A 19,515-nucleotide genomic window follows, 5' to 3' on the forward strand; every position below is an offset into this window, starting at 1 on the left:
AGGGGTAAGTAAATTAAAAAGACATAAGAAAAAATTAATAAATATGAGAGTATATTTACATTTGACACAAAATACGGAGCCGGTACCATTCGACTACCAGTCTTCCCTGGTTGGTGCCTTTCACAAATGGCTGGGTAATAATGAAATTCATGATGACATATCCCTCTATTCCCTTTCCTGGTTAAGTCATGGAGTAGCTGGAAAAAATGGGTTGGACTTTCCGAATGGGAGTACATTCTATGTCAGTGCCCCATACCGTGATCTGCTCAAGAAAATGATTGATGGCATATTCCAGGGACAGGATATTCGATGGGGCATGCAGGTGCGAGAGGTTGTCCTACAGCCAACGCCCGAGTTTGGTGACAGTCGGCGGTTTCTAGTACAAAGTCCGGTTCTGATCAAGCGAAACCGGGTAGATGGCGACGGGCAACAATATTTCTTCCCTTCTGACGAGGAGTCCAATGGCTACCTCACCGAGACGATGCAGCATAAATTGTCCAAAGCAGGCTTAGCCCATAATATTGAAGTGATGTTTGACCCGGAGTATCAAAATCCCAAAACAAAGAAGATCCGGTACAACAAAATTGACATTAAAGGTACTTTATGTCCTATCATCGTAAAAGGGGAACCCGAAGCGGTATCTTTTGCCTGGGACGTCGGTGTGGGGAATAGTACTGGGATTGGATTTGGGGCAGTGAGGTGAAAAAATAAATGATATGAAGTATTATGTAGTAAAATATACGGGACCGTTTGGCTTTATAAAGCCATGGACAGCGGTACGTGACGAAGAAGTATACAGTCAACAATTCCTAACCCCTTCAATGGTTTCAGGTATTGAAAAAAAATTATTTCCTGAACTTATTAACCGAGAATGGGACATCTATAAGGTAGTAGGACATCGACTTACATATAAACTAATATCAAGACAACAGGAACAAACACAGCCACGAGGATGGAACTCTAAAGGTCGAGGAACAAATAAAACGTTTGAGAGACCTAAAGCAATATTAACAAGAGGTGTATTTGTAAATCCAACACTACACCTTGCCTTTACAGACAAACGTGATGCACAAATAGCTTTTACACAGCACATTTGTTTGGCAAGAAATGAAGATATTCTTTATCCCGACAAAATAATAGAAACTTCAAAAGAGGAATTCGAAACCAATACTGAACGTTTTAGAGGTTTTGAATTGGTATTCGAGAAAAATAAAAAGTCTTTTCTTGTGGGGTATAATCGTTATAATGATTTTGCAAAAATGTATGGGTGGCTAAGGGTACTCGGTAATCCCGTAAAAACTGTATTTTGATGAATTCATTTAACCACATATTAGCAAAAGGGAAGCCGGATTATACAACGCTGTACGAACATTTATCGTATGTTAAAATTGTAATAGAAAAAATTGCCTCAACAAAAGGCATTGATAAGACGGTAGCTGCAAAAGGTGCTATTTTACACGATATAGGAAAAGTTCATCCAATATTCCAAAAACGACTACAGCCTGAATACTCATGGTCAGAAAATGAACCGCCATTCCGACATGAAATAGCATCGCTTCTTTTTTTATCTGTTTTTGACGAATCAATTCACAGTGATCTAATTGAAATGGTAATTGCTCACCATAAATCCGTGTTAAACGACCCATCAGGAAGAGGCTTATTGGACCTGCCCCAAAATTTTGATTTTGACGTCTTTGATCTGCACTCAGAAGATTGGGAAAACTGGTCCGTGGGTGCATTACAAATCCTTTCAGCATTTAATATTGACACACCTGAACAAATATTACTCTCACAAGCAAGAGCTAACTATGAAAAAGTGGTTGAATTTGTAGAATCGAAAATCAATAATCACGGTTATTCAAAATATAAAGGTTTGCTGGTTTCTGCAGATCATTTTGCTTCAGCCCTTATCGATAAAAGTGATGAGCAAGCCAAACAAATATTCAAAACACCAAACTTAGAATTTTATAATCGGGAAGGTGAACTATATCCATTATCTCTCAAAAGTGATTCGTCTTCAAAAAAGCACACTATTGTAGTTGCCTGCACCGGCGCCGGCAAAACAGACTTTTTGTTCAGGCGCTGCAAAGGTAGAGTATTTTACACTCTACCCTATCAGGCGTCTATCAACGCCATGTATAATCGAGTGAAGAATGAGTTGGAAAGCACTAACCCAAACCTTGATATCAGGGTTTTACACACATCATCTTCTGTTACCGTGAAAAACGGGACTATTGAAGAGAAAATGAAACAAAGTCTTGTTGGTTCTTCGATTAAAGTGTTAACCCCCCATCAATTAGCAGGAATAATTTTTGGTTGCAAGGGCTTTGAATCTATAATCACCGATATTGAAGGCTGTGATGTTATCCTCGATGAAATCCATACCTACACAGATATTACAAGGTCCATTGTTTTAAAAATTGTTGAGGTTTTAAACCGTCTCAATTGCAGGCTACACATAGGAACGGCAACTATGCCTACCGTTTTGTATAATAAGATTTTGAACGTGCTCGGAAAAGAAAATGTAATGGAAGTCAAGCTCACCAAGGCAGAACTGGATAGGTTTGACCGACATACAACACACAAGATTGAAAGCTGGAATGATACAACAGAAATTATTCAATCAGCTATAGAGAAAAATCAAAAAATTCTCCTTGTGTGCAACCGTGTAAAGTCAGCTCAGGATATATATAATTTTTGTGTAGAACATTATGATGTCCCAAGTCTGTTAATTCACAGCCGGTTTAAAAGAGGAGATAGAAACGAGAAAGAAGAGCTTCTTTTAGGATTGAACGAAGATGGAGAGCCAAATGGAAAATTCAATACAAGTAAAAATTCTTGCATTGTTATTGCCACTCAAGTTGTTGAAGTAAGCTTGGATATAAGTTTTGACCTGATGGTGACAGAAACAGCACCTTTGGATGCTATGATTCAGCGATTTGGCAGAGTAAACCGCAAACGTACAAATGAGACGATTGGACATTTAAAGCCGGTATATATTATAGCGCCACCTGATGATACAAAGAAAGCTCTTCCATACAAATTGAAAGTATTAGAAAAAAGTTACAAGATTCTACCGACTAGTGACACATTACATGAAAGAGATTTGCAGCTAATGCTTGATAAAGTGTTTCCAGAGATAGATGTCATTGACATTGAGACACACTCTGTTTTTAAAGCGGACGGGACTTGTAAGTTACAGTATTTAACACACCGGGCAAAATCGTACTTGTTGAAGTTGCTCGAGATTGACAGTGTAAGCTGTATTCTGAATAAGGATATTGAAAGTTATGAAAACTCTGGATACGACGATCGAATTCTTTTGGAAATCCCCGCCAGATACTGGCAGGTAAAAGACTTTCCACAAGGCAAGTACGGAACAAAACCGTTTATTATGCCAGACCATTCATATTCTAGTGAATTTGGGTTTGAAATTGAAAAAGCAAAATCATTCAGCACAACAGAAAGCTTCCTTTAAAAACAAAACAATTTATGAATACAGTTCCAGTCGGTCGCACATTATTAAATGCTTACAATGAAAAATATGGCAAGTCGTACTCAGCAAAGGAGTTCTTTGACAATGTTTACTTTGAGACATTCTTTAACAATAAAAAATATTTATACTGGGTTCAAAACTCGCCCTTCGTTCAGGAACTTTCTACTTCGAAAAAAGGTGAAAAAGGTATTCGTGAAACGATTAAAGATAATGAAGGTAAGACCTTAAAATTTGATTCAGAAGACGAAGCTCAAAGTTATCTCGAAACGGTTGTTAAACCCCGAAATGATTTCCTTGAGGTAAAGTCTTTGGGAAAAAACGGGATTAAAATCCTAAAAACTCTAAACAAAGATGAAAGAAAAATCAAATTAGAAGAATTTCATATCAAAGTGAATGATGCTTATGAAAATAATGATATAGAAGCAAGTGTTGCTTTGGGTTTTCCCGCATCCGAATCCAAAGAATTCGCCACTACGTCCGGCCTTGTGAGTTCAGTAAAAATAGAAATAGATATTGAGGAAATCTATTTGTCATGGATAGGAGCTGGTTTGAGCATTGGCGTATCTGGTGGTTTTTCCATCCTGTTTGACCAACCAGATATATTATTAAAAGTCTATGATGGTTGGAAAGTTTATCGGAAATTTTTGAACAATCCTTCATTAGAGGATTTAGCACCCAATAAAATTACCAGTTGGAATGGACAGTGGTTAAACTATAATTATGACAAATATCCAGAACCCGACCCTGACTTTGGAACGTTAAACGACAAGGGGTTTTTTAAGGTCACTACAAAAGGAACTGTCCTCAACACGGTGAAATGGAGTCAGCTGTTTTTCAACCTATCGAAACATTTCTCCAATAAAACCTACACAGGCTATTTATTCAGCTTTGGACAAACAAATACAACTCTTGGTTTCTTTCCATTTCGATTTGATGAAGCTAAAACATTAATTGGCACATACAAGAAGTTGTTTGGTGAAAATGCCGCTCTACGTGACGCAAAAAAATATGAACAAATGTATGGCATTCACATCAAGCGGGCTTGTGAACTGGGTGCTATTGGCATACAGGCGCTGGAACCTGAAGGACTGAAAGAATATTTTAAGCCCGGGAAAACACCCTCCTTTAAAAAGAAAAACAATGAAGAAAAGGATTATGAAAAAAACATCATTCCATTTAGAACTTATAAAACCTGGTTATTAGCTATGATTTCAAAAAACAAAGAGGAAATGGTTGACTATACAGCCACAGTCGCAGAAACGCTCATTCAGTGTGCAGAAGCATACCGTAAAAAGAAAAAGGGAAAGACAAAGTTTTCAAATCAAATTAAAGAGCTTCTTTCTTCCAGTTCAAAAAGAGCTTTTATCGACCAGCTCTCTGAGTTGGTAAGTGACAAGGAATTTGTCAACAACGACCAACTGGACGTCTTTAACGAACTAAAAAACAGAGTTCATTTAAGCAACAGTATTGATTTTAAATATTTAATCACTTTAATCAAATTCGATTACGCTTTTCAAAGCAGAAAAGCTTAACAAATAAATTTACAACTTATGTCAAACACAATTTACATCCGTACATTAAAAAAGGCCGAACACACTGTATTTGGTGTGGAGGACGGTCAGAAAAGATATTATGACCCTCAATTCAACAAATATATTCCATACTCCAGTGGTCAGCAAGTTAAACACTCCATCATTGACAAACTAACTTCTGTCATCAGCAAAATACCATCACCAACCACATTTGTATTTGATGTGAACAAAAAAGGAGAACTTGGAGAAGGTGAGGTATTTGCGAGTTGTGATCCGTCATATGCCGATCAATTATTTGGCGGATGGATGAAAGCCCCCCAGGGAGGAAAGGAAAAAACCTTGAAACGTAGAAGCCCGCTTTCTATTTCAGCAATGCGAGGCATACATCCGCTTTTGTGTGGAATAAATTCTGAAAACATTTCCTTTGATCGAACAGACATGCCAAATAATGAAGTGATTGTTCGCGGACCAAAAGGAGAAGAGCTTACAGAGGGACAAATCGCAGAACTCTTAGAAGGGAAAGACAGAAGTCTGAGCAGAAAATGGATTCCAAGCAATCGAAGAGCAACCGGATTGTTTGTTCAGGATATTGCTATTGACCTGAGAAAGCTTTTTTCAGTAAACACAAATCCTTTAGAGCCAGAGATGAATGATGAGACTATTGAGAAATTAAAAGAGAAAGGATGGATTGAAAGCAAAAATGTATTCGGCCCTTGTCTTGTTGCACCAAAGAACATGCGAGAAGAATTGATTCCTGCACTGGCAGAATCCATCATTCATTGGCATATCACTTCCAATCAGTCGCGTACTTTTAGCTTGATGGAAACCCTAGCTATAACCATAAGTGACAATGCAAATAAAATTGCCGGAAGTATACGGGCCAAATTACAGGAAGAAGAGGAAAATAAGGCTTTACCTGTCATTGAGGAAGATCTGGATGGGGTTCAAACTTTTGTAACTCTTTCTGCGAGCGGATATATACCTACCAAATCAGAAAATGCTAATGCTTTGGAGCAGGCAAAAGAAGAATTGGTTAAAAGAATGGAGAGTTTTGAATATGAAGATAGAATAAATATCTAAGTAATCAACCTCTTCTTATGCCAACCTCCACAAACATATCACTTCCGCTACTGATTGGCCAAGCCTATCATATCTACAACCGGTGCAATGACAAAAGCAAATCTTTTTTCATTATTCTGTAGATCTGACAGATCCCGGAGCGGCAGATTTGACAGATCTCCAAGATCTGTTAAATCTCATGCCGCTCTTGTCCACCATAGGCTTGTATCATAAACCAAAAATAAATATATTGAACCAATGCCTTCCTCCACAGACATTTCGCTCCCACTGCTGCCCGGACAGGCCTATCACATCTACAACCGGGGCAATGAAAAAAGGCAAATCTTTTTTCAGGAGGATAACTTTTCGTATTTCCTAAAGCGATATCAGGATTACGTGAAGGACTACATGGATACGTATGCCTATTGCTTGCTCGATAATCACTTTCATATATGTGTACGTGTAAAATCCGGTGAAGAAGTCATTGCTTCAGCCAAAGATGATGAGAGTTTTAAGTTAGACCGGCATTTTGTGCAGAGATATGTGATGCCACATTTAAAAACTATCGGTGTCAAAGCTGATGCGGCACGTGATGCAGGTACGGCAGATTTGACAGATCTCGGAGCGGCAAGTGACGCGGCAGATTTGACAGATCTCCAAGATCTGTTAAATCTTAAGCCGCATCTTTTGCCGCATTCACTACAGAACAACTTGATCACAGAATACGACCTCCATCCGGAAAAAATAACCAACCTCCCTTTTGAAACACAGCTTGGCTCATACATCGTCAGTCAACGATTGCGGAGGTTCCTACTGAGCTATGCCAAGTCCATTAATAAACAACAAGACAGAACAGGAAGCCTGTTTCAAAAAACATTTAGACGACGATGGATAGCAACAGATGAAGATCTGAAATCAGTGATTACTTATATTCACCACAATGTCATACACCATGGTTACAATACGAGTTATGATGGATACCCCTGGAGTTCATACCAGGAATATGTTTCTGACAACGAAAACGCCATCGTCTGCAAGAAGGGTTTATCATTATTTGGCAGTAAAAAGGAGTTCATCCGGTTTAGTGCCGACTTTCAAACCAAAAAGATAGAAGAAATGGAATTTAAATAGGGGCGACAGATTTGACAGATCCTGGGGCAGCAGATTTGACAGATCTCCAAGATCTGTTAAACCTAAAACCGTCCAAACCGATACCATAAATTAAATCAAAATAACTATGCCCATCACCGCCACCCATATCGCCTATTATCATGTATGCCATCGGAAGGTATGGCTGTTTCACCATGGTATTCAAATGGAGCACACCAGCGAGCTCGTGGCAGAAGGTAAATTAATCGACGAACACTCTTATCCACAGCGAGCTGCGAAGTGGCAACAGCTTGAGTTACCCGGAATAAAGATTGATTATTTTGACCCCAAAACATTCACCCTTCGGGAAGTCAAGAAATCCAATAAAAAAGAAGCTGCCCACCTCGCCCAGGTCAAATACTATATGTATATTCTACGGCAACACGATATTCCGGTAAAAAAAACCATTTTGGAATATCCCAAACTACGTATTACTGAAGAAGTAGCCTGGGAAGATGTGGATGAGGAAAGTGTGGAAACATGGGTAAATGCTGTCCATGAAATTATAGAGGAACTCAAATGCCCACCACGTATAAATAAACCGATATGCAAAAAGTGTGCGTACTATGAATTTTACTACGCTGAAGAAAGTGCACCATGAAGAAGACCTACTACCTTTTCAATCCGGGCCGGGTGAGCCGTCGGGACAACACGCTAAAATTTATCCGGACGGATGAAGCCGGTAACGAACAAAAGCCCAAGTATCTTCCGGTGGAGGGTATTGCCGGATTATACATCTTCGGGAGTATCGATGCCAACTCTGCGCTCTTCAACTTTTTGGGTAAGCAAGGTATTCCGGTCCATTTCTTCGACTACTATGAACATTACACAGGTAGCTTCCATCCCAAAGAATATCTGCTGGCTGGTAAAATGCAAATTGCCCAAACCAAAACCTATTTAAACCGGAAAAGACGAATGCATATCGCTACCAGTCTGATCGAGGGAGCAAGTTTCAATATGCTGAAGAATCTGAAATATTACCAGTCCCGGAAAGGTGGGCTGGAAACACATATTGAAAAAGTTGAGACCCACAGGAATCAAATAAAACAGACGAATGATGTAGCGGAATTAATGGGCATAGAAGGAAACATCCGCCAGGAATATTATAAGTCTTTTGACACCATTATCGAGAATTATGAAATGGGTGAAAGGGAACGGCAACCACCGGGAAATGAAATCAATGCGCTGATTTCTTTTGGTAATATGATGAGTTACACGCTGGCTTTAGAGCAGATATATCATACCCAGCTCAATCCGACCATCAGTTTCTTGCATGAACCTGATTTTCGAAGATATAGTCTGGCGCTGGATATTGCTGAAATATTCAAGCCCATCCTGGTTGACCGGGTGATATTTAAGACACTCAACCGGAGTATGTTGCGGGATGATCATTTTGAACAACGACTTGGTGGGTGTTTTCTGAAAGAAAATGGTAAAAAAGTGTTTATCAAAAAATTTGACGAACGATTAACACAGACGATCAAGCACCGGTCATTGGGCCGGAGTGTGAGTTATAAACGACTGGTTCGGCTGGAGTGTTATAAAATCGCCAAATATGCACTGAGAATGGAAGATGAATATAAACCTTTTAAAATCTGGTGGTAATGTATGTAATAGCTGTATATGATGTAAATACAAAACGAGTGGCAAAAATGCTGAAATTGAGCCGGAGATATTTAAATTGGATCCAGAATTCAGTATTTGAAGGGAATATCACCCCTGTCAAGCTGAAGGAGTATAAGATAAAGGCTCGGAAGATAATGAACGAAGACGAAGATAGTCTGATTATATTTCAATCCCGACATGAAGATTGGCTGGAAAAAGAGATCATAGGCATTGATAAAAACCCCCTTGATATTATACTTTGAAGTCGTCGCTGAAGATATGTAACACGCAAATATGGCCAGCTACTGAGCTTGTCATTTATAACAATTTGGTTACGTGTTAATTATCTACTTGTCGTACAAAGGATAAAAACATATGAATAAAGATAGACGCCAAAACCAGACAAAATGTTCTTTGAAATACTGGAATTAATGTTGAATGTGAGTACTTTAGCTCACGAAACTATACGGCTCTTAATCGCACCATACTGGAATTGAAACCGAACTTTTCCCTGTCCAGTCGATCAAAAGATCCACTCTTAATCGCACCATACTGGAATTGAAACTCGATTTCTATTGCTATCATGTGGGCAGGTATAGCCCTCTTAATCGCACCATACTGGAATTGAAACGATCCAGGATGCCGGGTGTAATCGCTTGTATTATTCTCTTAATCGCACCATACTGGAATTGAAACGACTTTATAAATTTGTCTGCCAATTTCAATTGGTAACTCTTAATCGCACCATACTGGAATTGAAACTAGATTTTAGGGTTTAGATTTTTGTGGTATTTAAACTCTTAATCGCACCATACTGGAATTGAAACATTTAGAATATTTTCATTAACACCTGAAATTGATCTCTTAATCGCACCATACTGGAATTGAAACTCGGAGTTATTGCCCTGATTTTGGGGCTAATCAAACTCTTAATCGCACCATACTGGAATTGAAACCTTCGAACATGATGTCATTTATACGTTTCATGCCGCTCTTAATCGCACCATACTGGAATTGAAACTTAGCTACAATGGCCGGACATGGAATAGCAGCCGGACTCTTAATCGCACCATACTGGAATTGAAACGTTACTAGAATGAAGTCCTGTTCAACGAATTGTTGTCTCTTAATCGCACCATACTGGAATTGAAACCAAAATAACTACCTTTCTTGATTCCGTGTTTTTCCTCTTAATCGCACCATACTGGAATTGAAACACACTTAATGAATTAATCAAGGTCGCAAAGTACTTCTCTTAATCGCACCATACTGGAATTGAAACGGGTAACATCTTTTTTCAACCCCTGACTATGTCGGTCTCTTAATCGCACCATACTGGAATTGAAACTGTTTTCAGCCCAAATTTGATGCGTCGCTTTGAAACTCTTAATCGCACCATACTGGAATTGAAACTTTGTCAAGAATATGAGCGCGACAATTTCGGGGAACTCTTAATCGCACCATACTGGAATTGAAACTGTAGTAGCCGCTGTTCCTACTGACAGCCCGCACCCCTCTTAATCGCACCATACTGGAATTGAAACCGGCTAAATGTCGTACCTGTCCCCGTACTGGAATTAACTCTTAATCGCACCATACTGGAATTGAAACATGAATACCCATTGTTGAAGCTGAACCGCCCTATCCTCTTAATCGCACCATACTGGAATTGAAACACCGAATCACAAATCTACAGATATCGGAGCCTGAACTCTTAATCGCACCATACTGGAATTGAAACCAGGTGGAATAGAAAAAAGAACTTCGGATTAATGAACTCTTAATCGCACCATACTGGAATTGAAACTTTTCTTCAATTCGGACACAAGGTCATCCACTTCAACTCTTAATCGCACCATACTGGAATTGAAACCACTCCGTCACTATCTTCCTGCCATCCGCCTGTTGCCTCTTAATCGCACCATACTGGAATTGAAACGATCCACGCCGCTACGCTATCTAGATCGGACTTGTAACTCTTAATCGCACCATACTGGAATTGAAACGAAGACCCGTGTAACGACTTCGAGGTAACGGTGTCCTCTTAATCGCACCATACTGGAATTGAAACTCAATGTGCCTGTGTTGTATTTATCAATGTCCCCCAACTCTTAATCGCACCATACTGGAATTGAAACACATCTGACGGAATAGTCAATGTAGAGAACGGCCCAGCTCTTAATCGCACCATACTGGAATTGAAACCGATCAATGCCCCCGGACCGGTCAATATAGAATGGTCTCTTAATCGCACCATACTGGAATTGAAACTTGCCGAGGGTGATTCTTTGACTTTCCAAACCAAACTCTTAATCGCACCATACTGGAATTGAAACTGGATTCAGGCTTTGCGAACTTAGCCATCTGCCACTCCTCTTAATCGCACCATACTGGAATTGAAACCCGCATATTAAAGATCAGATCCTAAAACAGATCCTCTCTTAATCGCACCATACTGGAATTGAAACACCCTTCTAATAAAGAAGTGTTAGAAGACCTGGTAAGACTCTTAATCGCACCATACTGGAATTGAAACCTGATGACAGCCTATGGCTTCCAGATAGATTGCCATCTCTTAATCGCACCATACTGGAATTGAAACTTTTTTACACTACAATAAACACCAATCCTTTGATGACTCTTAATCGCACCATACTGGAATTGAAACGTTGATGATAGCGTCCTCTGTTTTGGCTTCCTGAAACCTCTTAATCGCACCATACTGGAATTGAAACACGCTTTGCAACCGCGGGTAAGACCTTCTGATCTGTCTCTTAATCGCACCATACTGGAATTGAAACCTTTATGAGCTTCTGAACTGAAATGTTCTCATAGGCTTCTCTTAATCGCACCATACTGGAATTGAAACTGATCTTAATTAATCAAAACAAGAAAAATGAGTGTACTCTTAATCGCACCATACTGGAATTGAAACTGTTCTACAGCACTGCGGAAGCAAAGGACGGGAACGTCTCTTAATCGCACCATACTGGAATTGAAACGTATAAGGACAACGACTGGCTTCATGATACTATTCACTCTTAATCGCACCATACTGGAATTGAAACACACTTAATGAATTAATCAAGGTCGCAAAGTACTTCTCTTAATCGCACCATACTGGAATTGAAACGGGTAACATCTTTTTTCAACCCCTGACTATGTCGGTCTCTTAATCGCACCATACTGGAATTGAAACTGTTTTCAGCCCAAATTTGATGCGTCGCTTTGAAACTCTTAATCGCACCATACTGGAATTGAAACCTGTTGTGACATTCAATATTGATTACGTTGGGTCTGCTCATAATCGCACCATACTGGAATTGAAACTGTCCTCTTCCCTATCACGTCAATTATATCTTCCCGCTCTTAATCGCACCATACTGGAATTGAAACTCACAGGCATCCGGGTGTTCGGTTTAGAATAGAGTTCTCTTAATCGCACCATACTGGAATTGAAACTTTGTCAAGAATATGAGCGCGACAATTTCGGGGAACTCTTAATCGCACCATACTGGAATTGAAACGAGCACCGTACTTGACAACCAAACTAAATTGGCGTGCTCTTAATCGCACCATACTGGAATTGAAACTGTGCCATCCATCCATATACCACCCTTCCATATACCCTCTTAATCGCACCATACTGGAATTGAAACTGTAGTAGCCGCTGTTCCTACTGACAGCCCGCACCCCTCTTAATCGCACCATACTGGAATTGAAACTATTGGAAGCAAAGCTCGTTAGGCTTTTTTATCAACTCTTAATCGCACCATACTGGAATTGAAACCGGCTAAATGTCGTACCTGTCCCCGTACTGGAATTAACTCTTAATCGCACCATACTGGAATTGAAACGAAGATAGGTTAGGGTAAGATTCAATAGATAGCTTACTCTTAATCGCACCATACTGGAATTGAAACATGAATACCCATTGTTGAAGCTGAACCGCCCTATCCTCTTAATCGCACCATACTGGAATTGAAACACGGAGCACGTCCGGTTGAGGTGAAGGAGATCAAGCTCTTAATCGCACCATACTGGAATTGAAACTTAATGAATCCGTCAACGTCAATGTCTGTCCGTCATCCTCTTAATCGCACCATACTGGAATGCGGCAGATTTGACAGATCTCGAAGATCTGTTAAATCTCAAGCCGCATCCTTATATGTCTCAACTCGTATATAAATAATGTGGTGCCCATTATTTATTAGTTATCAAATTTTCTTCAAAGAAATGTTTGCGTTCAGTGGATGCGGTTGTTTCGACACTATGCCTCGTATTTCTCTTTTACATCGTCGATGCAGTTGACTCGATTGCTTTTTACTCTGTAAGTGATCCGCGCTGGTCGGACTACTGACATCCATTGATTTAGGTTGATTTCCAACTATGAACGGAGCTGGAGCTCCATTCTCCCGGGACACTCAAATCATCAACAATTGTACAATACCTCGGGGTTTGACATATCCAAAACTATGATTCGTTCCTGTGGTTCGCTATTCAGGTGCCAGACACTACCCACACCCGCAGGGCTTTTGCGGCAAGTGCCTGACACCACAAACGCCGTGATCCTCTGTGAAGCCACGCTCTGGTTAATGCCCGCTATACAGATGCCAGATACTATCCACACCCGCAAGGCTTTTGCGGCAAGTGTCTGACACCACAAACGCCGTGATCCTCTGTGAAGCCACGCTCTGGTTAATGCCCGCTGTACAGGTGCCAGACACTATCCACACCCACAAGGCTTTCACGGCAAGTGTCTGACACCACAATCGCCGTGATTCTCGGCGAAACCACGTTCTGGTGAGTGTCCGCTATTCAGGTGCCAGATACTATCCACACCCGCAAGGCTTTCACGGCAAGTGCTTGACACGACATACGCCGTGATTCTCGGTGAAAATGAGCCCTGATTCCTCGTGAAGTCCGTCGTGCCCCCCCTGCTCCGAAAGGTTAAAGTTTCTACCCTCAATACCGCCAACTCTAATAAATCGTTAAATTTATCAGCAACCCGGGATCAGAAACAATTTGAGTGACCTTAATAAAACACACCCTATATGATGCATCGCTGGATTCTGATTCTGATGGCGCTTTTCAGTACCTCACTTATTCATGCCCAGGAATACACCGACTATATCGGCGCCGGTCACTATCAGGGGATGACCGTTCATTCCAGTAACGATTTCCAACCCCCCGGCCGGGATCAACAGGCCCACATTGCTAATACCATCAATGGGCGAGGTCTCGATGGCCCCAGACAAGCCGCCGCCCGTTTTCTATCGCAGGCGTCCTTTGGCGGAAGTGCTCTGGATATCGACCGGGTCATGGACATGGGGTTTGAAAACTGGATCGATGACCAAATTTCCATACACGGCCCTTCCATGATGGAAACCATGACGGCGATCACCCGGGAAGCGTACGAACTCTACCTCCGGGATCCCGAAAACAATCCCGATGATTTTTATGGTCCCGCCTGGAACCACTTCCAGTATGCGTTCTGGCAGAATAACATCCAAAATGAAGATTTACTGCGACAACGGGTCGCCTGGGCACTGAGCCAAATCATGGTGATCTCCATCCGGTCCGATCTGGACGGACGGGGGGAAGCCCTGGCCACCTACTACGATATCCTGCTCAATAATGCGCTTGGGAATTATGAAGATTTACTCTATCAGGTGACGTTATCTCCGGCCATGGGCTTTTACCTGAGTCACTACAACAACCCCAAAGCGGATCCGGAGAAAAACATCCATCCCGATGAAAACTATGCCCGGGAGGTTATGCAGCTTTTTAGCATCGGCCTCTACATGCTGAACAATGACGGAACGCATAAAAAAGACGGCGCCGGACAGGATATCCCGACCTACGACAATAGCGACATCACCGAAATGGCCCGGGTGTTCACCGGACTCGGACCCGGTGGTATCAAGGAGACCACGGACTGGTTGACCGAACCCTATTTTGGTTTGGAACCGTACTGGAATGATTACACCGTGCCGATGGTCATGTACGAAGAGTACCATGATACAGACGCTAAAAATTTGATCAACGGGACCACCCTCCCGGCCGGACAATCCGGCATGGAAGATGTCCGCCAGGCCATCCACCACCTCGCCATGCATCCCAATGTAGGGCCCTTTCTGGCCCGGCGGTTGATTCAAAACCTGGTCAAATCCAATCCGAGCCCGGAATACATCGACCGAGTGGCTTCCGTGTTCAATAACAACGGATCCGGTGAACGAGGTGATCTCGGAGCGGTCGTCAAAGCTATTCTGCTTGACCCTGAGGCACGCACCTGTGCCTGGATACAGGATGAATACCAGGGCAAATTGCGGGAGCCCTTTCAGCGCTATATGCAGGTGGTTCGCTCCATGGATCTGCTCAATATCAATGGCAAATACTGGAACATCGGCTATCAGTTTGCTGAAACCACCGGACAGATCCCGCTCGCTTCCAATTCAGTGTTCAATTTTTTCCTGCCGGATTATCAGCCCCAATCCTTCAAGAAAAAAGGCGATCTCTATGGTCCCGAATTTCAGATTCACAATTCCAAGACCAGTATTGGAATCATCAACCAGTTCTATCAATGGGCGCTCCGCTGGAATTTGTTGAATTCCTGGGAAGAGATCGAACCCACCTACCTGGATTATGTGACCTGCGAACCCCTGGCCAAGGACCCTGAGATCTTGCTTAACAAATTGGACATTCTTTTCACCCACGGTCAAATGACCGATGGAAACCGAAAGATAATCCGCGAAGCGATGGAAAGTCTGCGCCCCGGGAATATGGGGGCTGACTTTCTGGAATACCGGGTGGCTACTGCTTTGTATCTGACTTTGATCAATCCCGACTTCGCCATTTTAAAATAACACCATCTGCATCCTATGAAACGACGAAAATTTTTGGGCCAAATGGGTTGTGCAGCGCTGGGATACACCACGCTATATTCCTCCTTAATCAACCTCAAAGCCATTAATGCAGCAGCTCTGGCGGACTCGACCACGGCTGCAGCTGGTGACTACAAAGCCCTGGTGTGCATCTTACTTTCCGGCGGGAATGATTCCTACAACATGCTGGTGCCCACGGAGCAAAACCAGTACAACACCTACCAGACCACCCGATCCAATCTGGCGATTCCCCGGCAGGATCTGTTACCTCTGAGTTCACCGGGCTTAGCATCCGGGCATTTTGGAATTCATCCCGGCATGCCGGAAGTCAGAGAGCTTTTTGGGCAGGAGAAGCTCGCGTTCGTTGCCAATGTGGGAACCCTGATCGAACCCACCACCAAACAACAATTTTACAGCGGAAGTCATCCCCTCCCCCTCGGTCTTTTTTCCCATTCAGATCAGATCCAGCAATGGCAGACGGGCCGGCCGGAACAACGTGCTGCGACCGGATGGGGTGGCCGTGTGGCCGAATTGGTGCAGTCTATGAATTTCAATCAAAAGATGTCCATGAATATCTCCCTGTCAGAAACGAACGTATTTCAACAAGGCAATGAGATCTTTGAGTATGCGATCAGTCCCAACGGTGCTCCGGGAATCTACGGCCGCAACAGCTCCTGGGAACTGGATGTGATCCAGCAGGCGGCGCTCAGCGAGATGCTGGACAAACAGTACCAGGACATCTACAAACAGACCTACGTCAATACCATCAAAAGTTCAGATGAGGCTACACAAGAATTCCAGCAAGCCCTGGAGCAGGCGCATTCGTTCCAGACCCCGTTCTCTGACAATTACATATCCAATAGCTTCCGAATGATTGCCCAAACCATTTCGGTTCAGGCTACACTCGGGTTTCAGCGCCAAATCTTCTTCCTCAATTTTGGCGGGTGGGATCACCACGATGAGATACTGACCAATCAAGGGAATATGCTTCCCGTGGTCAGCAAGGCCCTCAGTGAATTCCAGGCAGCAATGGAAGAGATCAATAAATCCCAGGCAGTGACCACATTTTCAATCTCTGATTTTGCACGAACGCTAACGTCCAATGGCAATGGCACCGACCACGCGTGGGGTGGCCATACCATGGTCATGGGTGGCGCAGTCGAAGGCGGACGTATTTATGGCGAATACCCTTCCCTGGAATTAAAAAACCCACTCGATCTGGGAAATGGGGTCCTGATCCCTACCACTTCAGCAGATCAATATTTTGCCGAATTGGCCTTGTGGTTCGGCGTGTCCAAAGGAGAAGCAATGGAACTCTTTCCCAATCTCCGTAATTTCTACAATCCCTCATCCGTCAACCGTCCTATTGGCTTTCTAAACCTGTGATCATGAAAATAATCTACTTATCGATGCTTTTGTCTCTGCCGATTTTTCTCCATGGCCAGTGCTACCCGGACCGGCACAACACCTCCTGGACAGCAGGCTGGGTAAGTTGTGAAACAGCCAAAAGCCCCAATGAAAACAGAGGCCAGTCCCATTGGGCCTATTATGATTTTGGATCGGTTTATTCGCTCGCAGAACTAAAAATATGGAATCTAAATATCCCGCAGGAACGGGCTTCCGGCATGCGCACCTTCGAAATTGATTATTCCCTGGACGGTCAGTTCTGGATGCATCTCGGTTCCTTTGAAATGGACCAGGCGCCGGGGACCAGTATTTACGAAGGGGAAACCGTGGTGGACTGGAAAGGCACGCAAACCCGCTATGTGATTATTACCCCCACTGATAACTACGGCGGTCCGTGTGTCGGATTCAGTGAGGTTCGTTTTAATCTGACCGATCAGCAGACGGTGGCCACTTCAAACGATGATACAAATAATGATTGTCTCAATTTGCGTGTTTACCCCAATCCATATACGACCCATTTTACACTGGATCTTCGAAGTGACTGTGAAGGTACCGCGCGATATAGGGTCACCAATGTGCTGGGCCAGACGGTCTTGTCCGGACAGATGCCCGCTGCGGGATCTGCTCGACAAATGGAAGTTCGCACCGATCATTTGCCGGCTGGCAATTACGCTCTACACATCACCCAGGGTTCGAGTTCCCTGTCGCGCAAATTAATCCAACTGGGGAAATAGAAATTTCAATTCGCCATTAAAAAGTTGCTCCATGCCCCTGCTCATTTCTCTGGGCCCGGACTTGACCAGCCTCATTCCCTTCATTAACCGTTGTCATTCTATACCATGTCAATGAGGACTACCTTTAGGCTCAGAACAAACTTAAAAAAGGCATGTAGATGAATACGTCAACTCCAAATCATACTATTCCCAGCGATTGGATAAAAAAATGGCTGGCCGAAGTCTCCGTGTGGAAACAAATGCTCGATTCCAGAATGGAACAAAACATTATGATAAAAAATAATATTTCGGCTATTCTTAAGAAGGAATACAACCAAAAATCCCTCGATGAAATCGAACATTTTCAAACCAGGTCCATCGAAGAAGATGAAATAATCAGTGTACTGAAAAGCGAGGTCATTGAACTGGATAATTTACTAAGGGACTATAAATTAGAAGCCATTAGATTTCCTAAAACACTCTATGAAACCATTCATCATTTGCGGGAAGACATGGTCTATTCGGAAGACCGATTTCGTTCGTTGATTGCTGTATTTCAACAGTTTCAACAGAAAGTTTCACGTGAAAAAGAAAACTAATTGATCATCCCCTTTAGCTTTTTCAAGTCGAGAATGGTAATGCTTCGGTCCTGATTTATTTCAATAAGGGCTTCAGCACGAAAATCACTGAGGGTCCTGATCAGGGACTCTTTGGCAGTGCCTGCAACAGATGCAAGGGTTCCCCGGCTGACATCGATGGACTTCTCCCCATCATTTGAGGTTGAATAAAATTTGTGATGCAGCAGAATCAGCGCATCAGCTACCTTTCGGCGAAGAGAGTTGTAGGCAATATTCACCAGTTGTTCCTCTTTTTCAGCGACCATCTGTGCCAACAGGTTTATGAATTGTTGTGCAATCTTCTGATCCTGGTGGATGAGCTGGTCAAAATCGTCTCGGGGAATAGTGGCCAGTTCCGTATCTTCCAACGCGGCAGCAGAAGCACTATAGGTCGCTCCATCCAACATAGCAACATAGCCGAAAAAATCACCAGAAGTATACAGCCCGGTCACCAATTCCTTGCCGTCGTCATTAATCCGGGAAACCTTGACTTTACCTCGGACAACATAGTACAATTGATTGGGGTGGTTTCCAGCTGAATAAATAAGTTGATGGGGCTGGTAGGTATTCGTATGACGTCCTTCTGTTATTGTTTGCAAGTCTGAACCACCAAAGGAGGTTTTCATTAAGTGCTGCAATCCTTCCATTCCGGACGATAATTCTTTTTTGAGCAAGGCTCTTTTCTTTAGTCGGCCGTCCACCGCATTGAGTAGTTCTGTGCCACTAAAAGGCTTGGTAAGATAATCATCAGCTCCCAGTTCCATACCTTTGCGTAAATCACTTCTTTCGGTTTTTGCTGTAAGAAAAATAAACGGGATGTTTTTTAATTCCGCATTCTTCTGAATGGCGTGAAGCACCCCAAAACCATCTAATTCGGGCATCATGATATCACAAATAATTAAATCAGGTAAAAAAGTAAGCGCTTTTTTGACACCCACTTTTCCGTTCTCAGCCACGGCAACTTCATAGTTGGACAGTTCCAGAATCTCTGATGTATTCTCGCGAACATCTTCATTATCCTCTATCAACAATATTTTTTTCATAATTCAATCC

The 19,515-nt window shown here is 42.5% G+C and carries 14 protein-coding genes and 1 CRISPR repeat array; of the genes, 13 read left to right on the plus strand and 1 reads right to left on the minus strand.

Translation table 11 applies throughout. The features are described from left to right. Positions 1-43 precede the first annotated feature (43 nt). The 13 genes from cas6 (at position 44) to KUV50_RS12580 (ending at position 18,444) form a co-directional block, all read left to right on the plus strand. On the plus strand, positions 44-703 hold the full coding sequence (cas6, locus tag KUV50_RS12520; RefSeq protein WP_222580503.1) for a CRISPR-associated endoribonuclease Cas6: 660 nt from the start codon (positions 44-46) through the stop codon (positions 701-703). A 13-nt stretch (positions 704-716) separates the two neighbouring features. Then, positions 717-1,310 carry a hypothetical protein gene (locus tag KUV50_RS12525; protein ID WP_222580504.1) on the plus strand — a complete coding sequence of 198 codons (594 nt, stop codon included), beginning with the start codon at positions 717-719 and terminating at the stop codon, positions 1,308-1,310. Next, positions 1,310-3,478 (plus strand): CRISPR-associated helicase Cas3', encoded by a 2,169-nt coding sequence (gene cas3, locus KUV50_RS12530; protein ID WP_222580505.1) that lies wholly within the window; start codon positions 1,310-1,312, stop codon positions 3,476-3,478. Before KUV50_RS12525 ends, cas3 begins: the two co-directional genes overlap by 1 nt. A 14-nt stretch (positions 3,479-3,492) precedes the next feature. Continuing rightward, positions 3,493-5,028 (plus strand): hypothetical protein, encoded by a 1,536-nt coding sequence (locus KUV50_RS12535; RefSeq protein WP_222580506.1) that lies wholly within the window; start codon positions 3,493-3,495, stop codon positions 5,026-5,028. Between the two features lie 18 nt (positions 5,029-5,046). After that, positions 5,047-6,108, plus strand: coding sequence for a hypothetical protein (locus KUV50_RS12540; protein WP_222580507.1), 1,062 nt, complete (start codon positions 5,047-5,049; stop codon positions 6,106-6,108). A gap of 237 nt (positions 6,109-6,345) precedes the next feature. After that, on the plus strand, positions 6,346-7,218 hold the full coding sequence (locus KUV50_RS12545) for a hypothetical protein (RefSeq protein WP_222580508.1): 873 nt from the start codon (positions 6,346-6,348) through the stop codon (positions 7,216-7,218). 106 nt (positions 7,219-7,324) lie between these two features. After that, positions 7,325-7,837, plus strand: a complete 513-nt coding sequence (locus tag KUV50_RS12550; RefSeq protein WP_222580509.1) for a CRISPR-associated protein Cas4 — start codon at positions 7,325-7,327, stop codon at positions 7,835-7,837. Next, positions 7,834-8,841 (plus strand): type I-B CRISPR-associated endonuclease Cas1b, encoded by a 1,008-nt coding sequence (cas1b, locus tag KUV50_RS12555; protein WP_222580510.1) that lies wholly within the window; start codon positions 7,834-7,836, stop codon positions 8,839-8,841. Before KUV50_RS12550 ends, cas1b begins: the two co-directional genes overlap by 4 nt. Further along, a complete protein-coding gene (gene cas2 / locus KUV50_RS12560) occupies positions 8,841-9,104 on the plus strand; it encodes a CRISPR-associated endonuclease Cas2 (RefSeq protein WP_222580511.1) in 264 nt (87 codons plus the stop codon). The genes cas1b and cas2 overlap by 1 nt, the downstream gene beginning before the upstream one ends. Before the next feature lie 207 nt (positions 9,105-9,311). Continuing rightward, a CRISPR array of direct repeats spans positions 9,312-12,961; the repeat unit is 30 nt; unit sequence CTCTTAATCGCACCATACTGGAATTGAAAC. Positions 12,962-13,895: 934 nt separating this feature from the next. After that, on the plus strand, positions 13,896-15,707 hold the full coding sequence (locus KUV50_RS12565) for a DUF1800 family protein (protein ID WP_222580512.1): 1,812 nt from the start codon (positions 13,896-13,898) through the stop codon (positions 15,705-15,707). 15 nt (positions 15,708-15,722) lie between these two features. Continuing rightward, positions 15,723-17,111 (plus strand): DUF1501 domain-containing protein, encoded by a 1,389-nt coding sequence (locus KUV50_RS12570; RefSeq protein ID WP_222580513.1) that lies wholly within the window; start codon positions 15,723-15,725, stop codon positions 17,109-17,111. A 2-nt stretch (positions 17,112-17,113) separates the two neighbouring features. Beyond that, on the plus strand, positions 17,114-17,866 hold the full coding sequence (locus tag KUV50_RS12575) for a T9SS type A sorting domain-containing protein (protein WP_222580514.1): 753 nt from the start codon (positions 17,114-17,116) through the stop codon (positions 17,864-17,866). Between the two features lie 158 nt (positions 17,867-18,024). Further along, positions 18,025-18,444, plus strand: a complete 420-nt coding sequence (locus tag KUV50_RS12580) for a hypothetical protein (RefSeq protein ID WP_222580515.1) — start codon at positions 18,025-18,027, stop codon at positions 18,442-18,444. Here the strand turns inward: KUV50_RS12580 and KUV50_RS12585 are convergent. Beyond that, positions 18,441-19,505 (minus strand): response regulator, encoded by a 1,065-nt coding sequence (locus KUV50_RS12585; protein ID WP_222580516.1) that lies wholly within the window; start codon positions 19,503-19,505, stop codon positions 18,441-18,443. The genes KUV50_RS12580 and KUV50_RS12585 overlap by 4 nt on opposite strands. Positions 19,506-19,515 lie beyond the last annotated feature (10 nt).

It is taken from the genome of Membranihabitans marinus, from assembly GCF_019802045.1.
In the GTDB taxonomy this organism is placed as follows: Bacteria; Bacteroidota; Bacteroidia; order Chitinophagales; family Saprospiraceae; genus Membranihabitans; species Membranihabitans marinus_A.

Coding starts and splice junctions, on each gene's coding strand:
- cas6 (WP_222580503.1), top strand. CDS start 44: ATGAGAGTATATTTACATTTGACACAAAATACGGAGCCGGTACCATTC.
- KUV50_RS12525 (WP_222580504.1), top strand. CDS start 717: ATGAAGTATTATGTAGTAAAATATACGGGACCGTTTGGCTTTATAAAG.
- cas3 (WP_222580505.1), top strand. CDS start 1,310: ATGAATTCATTTAACCACATATTAGCAAAAGGGAAGCCGGATTATACA.
- KUV50_RS12535 (WP_222580506.1), top strand. CDS start 3,493: ATGAATACAGTTCCAGTCGGTCGCACATTATTAAATGCTTACAATGAA.
- KUV50_RS12540 (WP_222580507.1), top strand. CDS start 5,047: ATGTCAAACACAATTTACATCCGTACATTAAAAAAGGCCGAACACACT.
- KUV50_RS12545 (WP_222580508.1), top strand. CDS start 6,346: ATGCCTTCCTCCACAGACATTTCGCTCCCACTGCTGCCCGGACAGGCC.
- KUV50_RS12550 (WP_222580509.1), top strand. CDS start 7,325: ATGCCCATCACCGCCACCCATATCGCCTATTATCATGTATGCCATCGG.
- cas1b (WP_222580510.1), top strand. CDS start 7,834: ATGAAGAAGACCTACTACCTTTTCAATCCGGGCCGGGTGAGCCGTCGG.
- cas2 (WP_222580511.1), top strand. CDS start 8,841: ATGTATGTAATAGCTGTATATGATGTAAATACAAAACGAGTGGCAAAA.
- KUV50_RS12565 (WP_222580512.1), top strand. CDS start 13,896: ATGATGCATCGCTGGATTCTGATTCTGATGGCGCTTTTCAGTACCTCA.
- KUV50_RS12570 (WP_222580513.1), top strand. CDS start 15,723: ATGAAACGACGAAAATTTTTGGGCCAAATGGGTTGTGCAGCGCTGGGA.
- KUV50_RS12575 (WP_222580514.1), top strand. CDS start 17,114: ATGAAAATAATCTACTTATCGATGCTTTTGTCTCTGCCGATTTTTCTC.
- KUV50_RS12580 (WP_222580515.1), top strand. CDS start 18,025: ATGAATACGTCAACTCCAAATCATACTATTCCCAGCGATTGGATAAAA.
- KUV50_RS12585 (WP_222580516.1), bottom strand. CDS start 19,505: ATGAAAAAAATATTGTTGATAGAGGATAATGAAGATGTTCGCGAGAAT.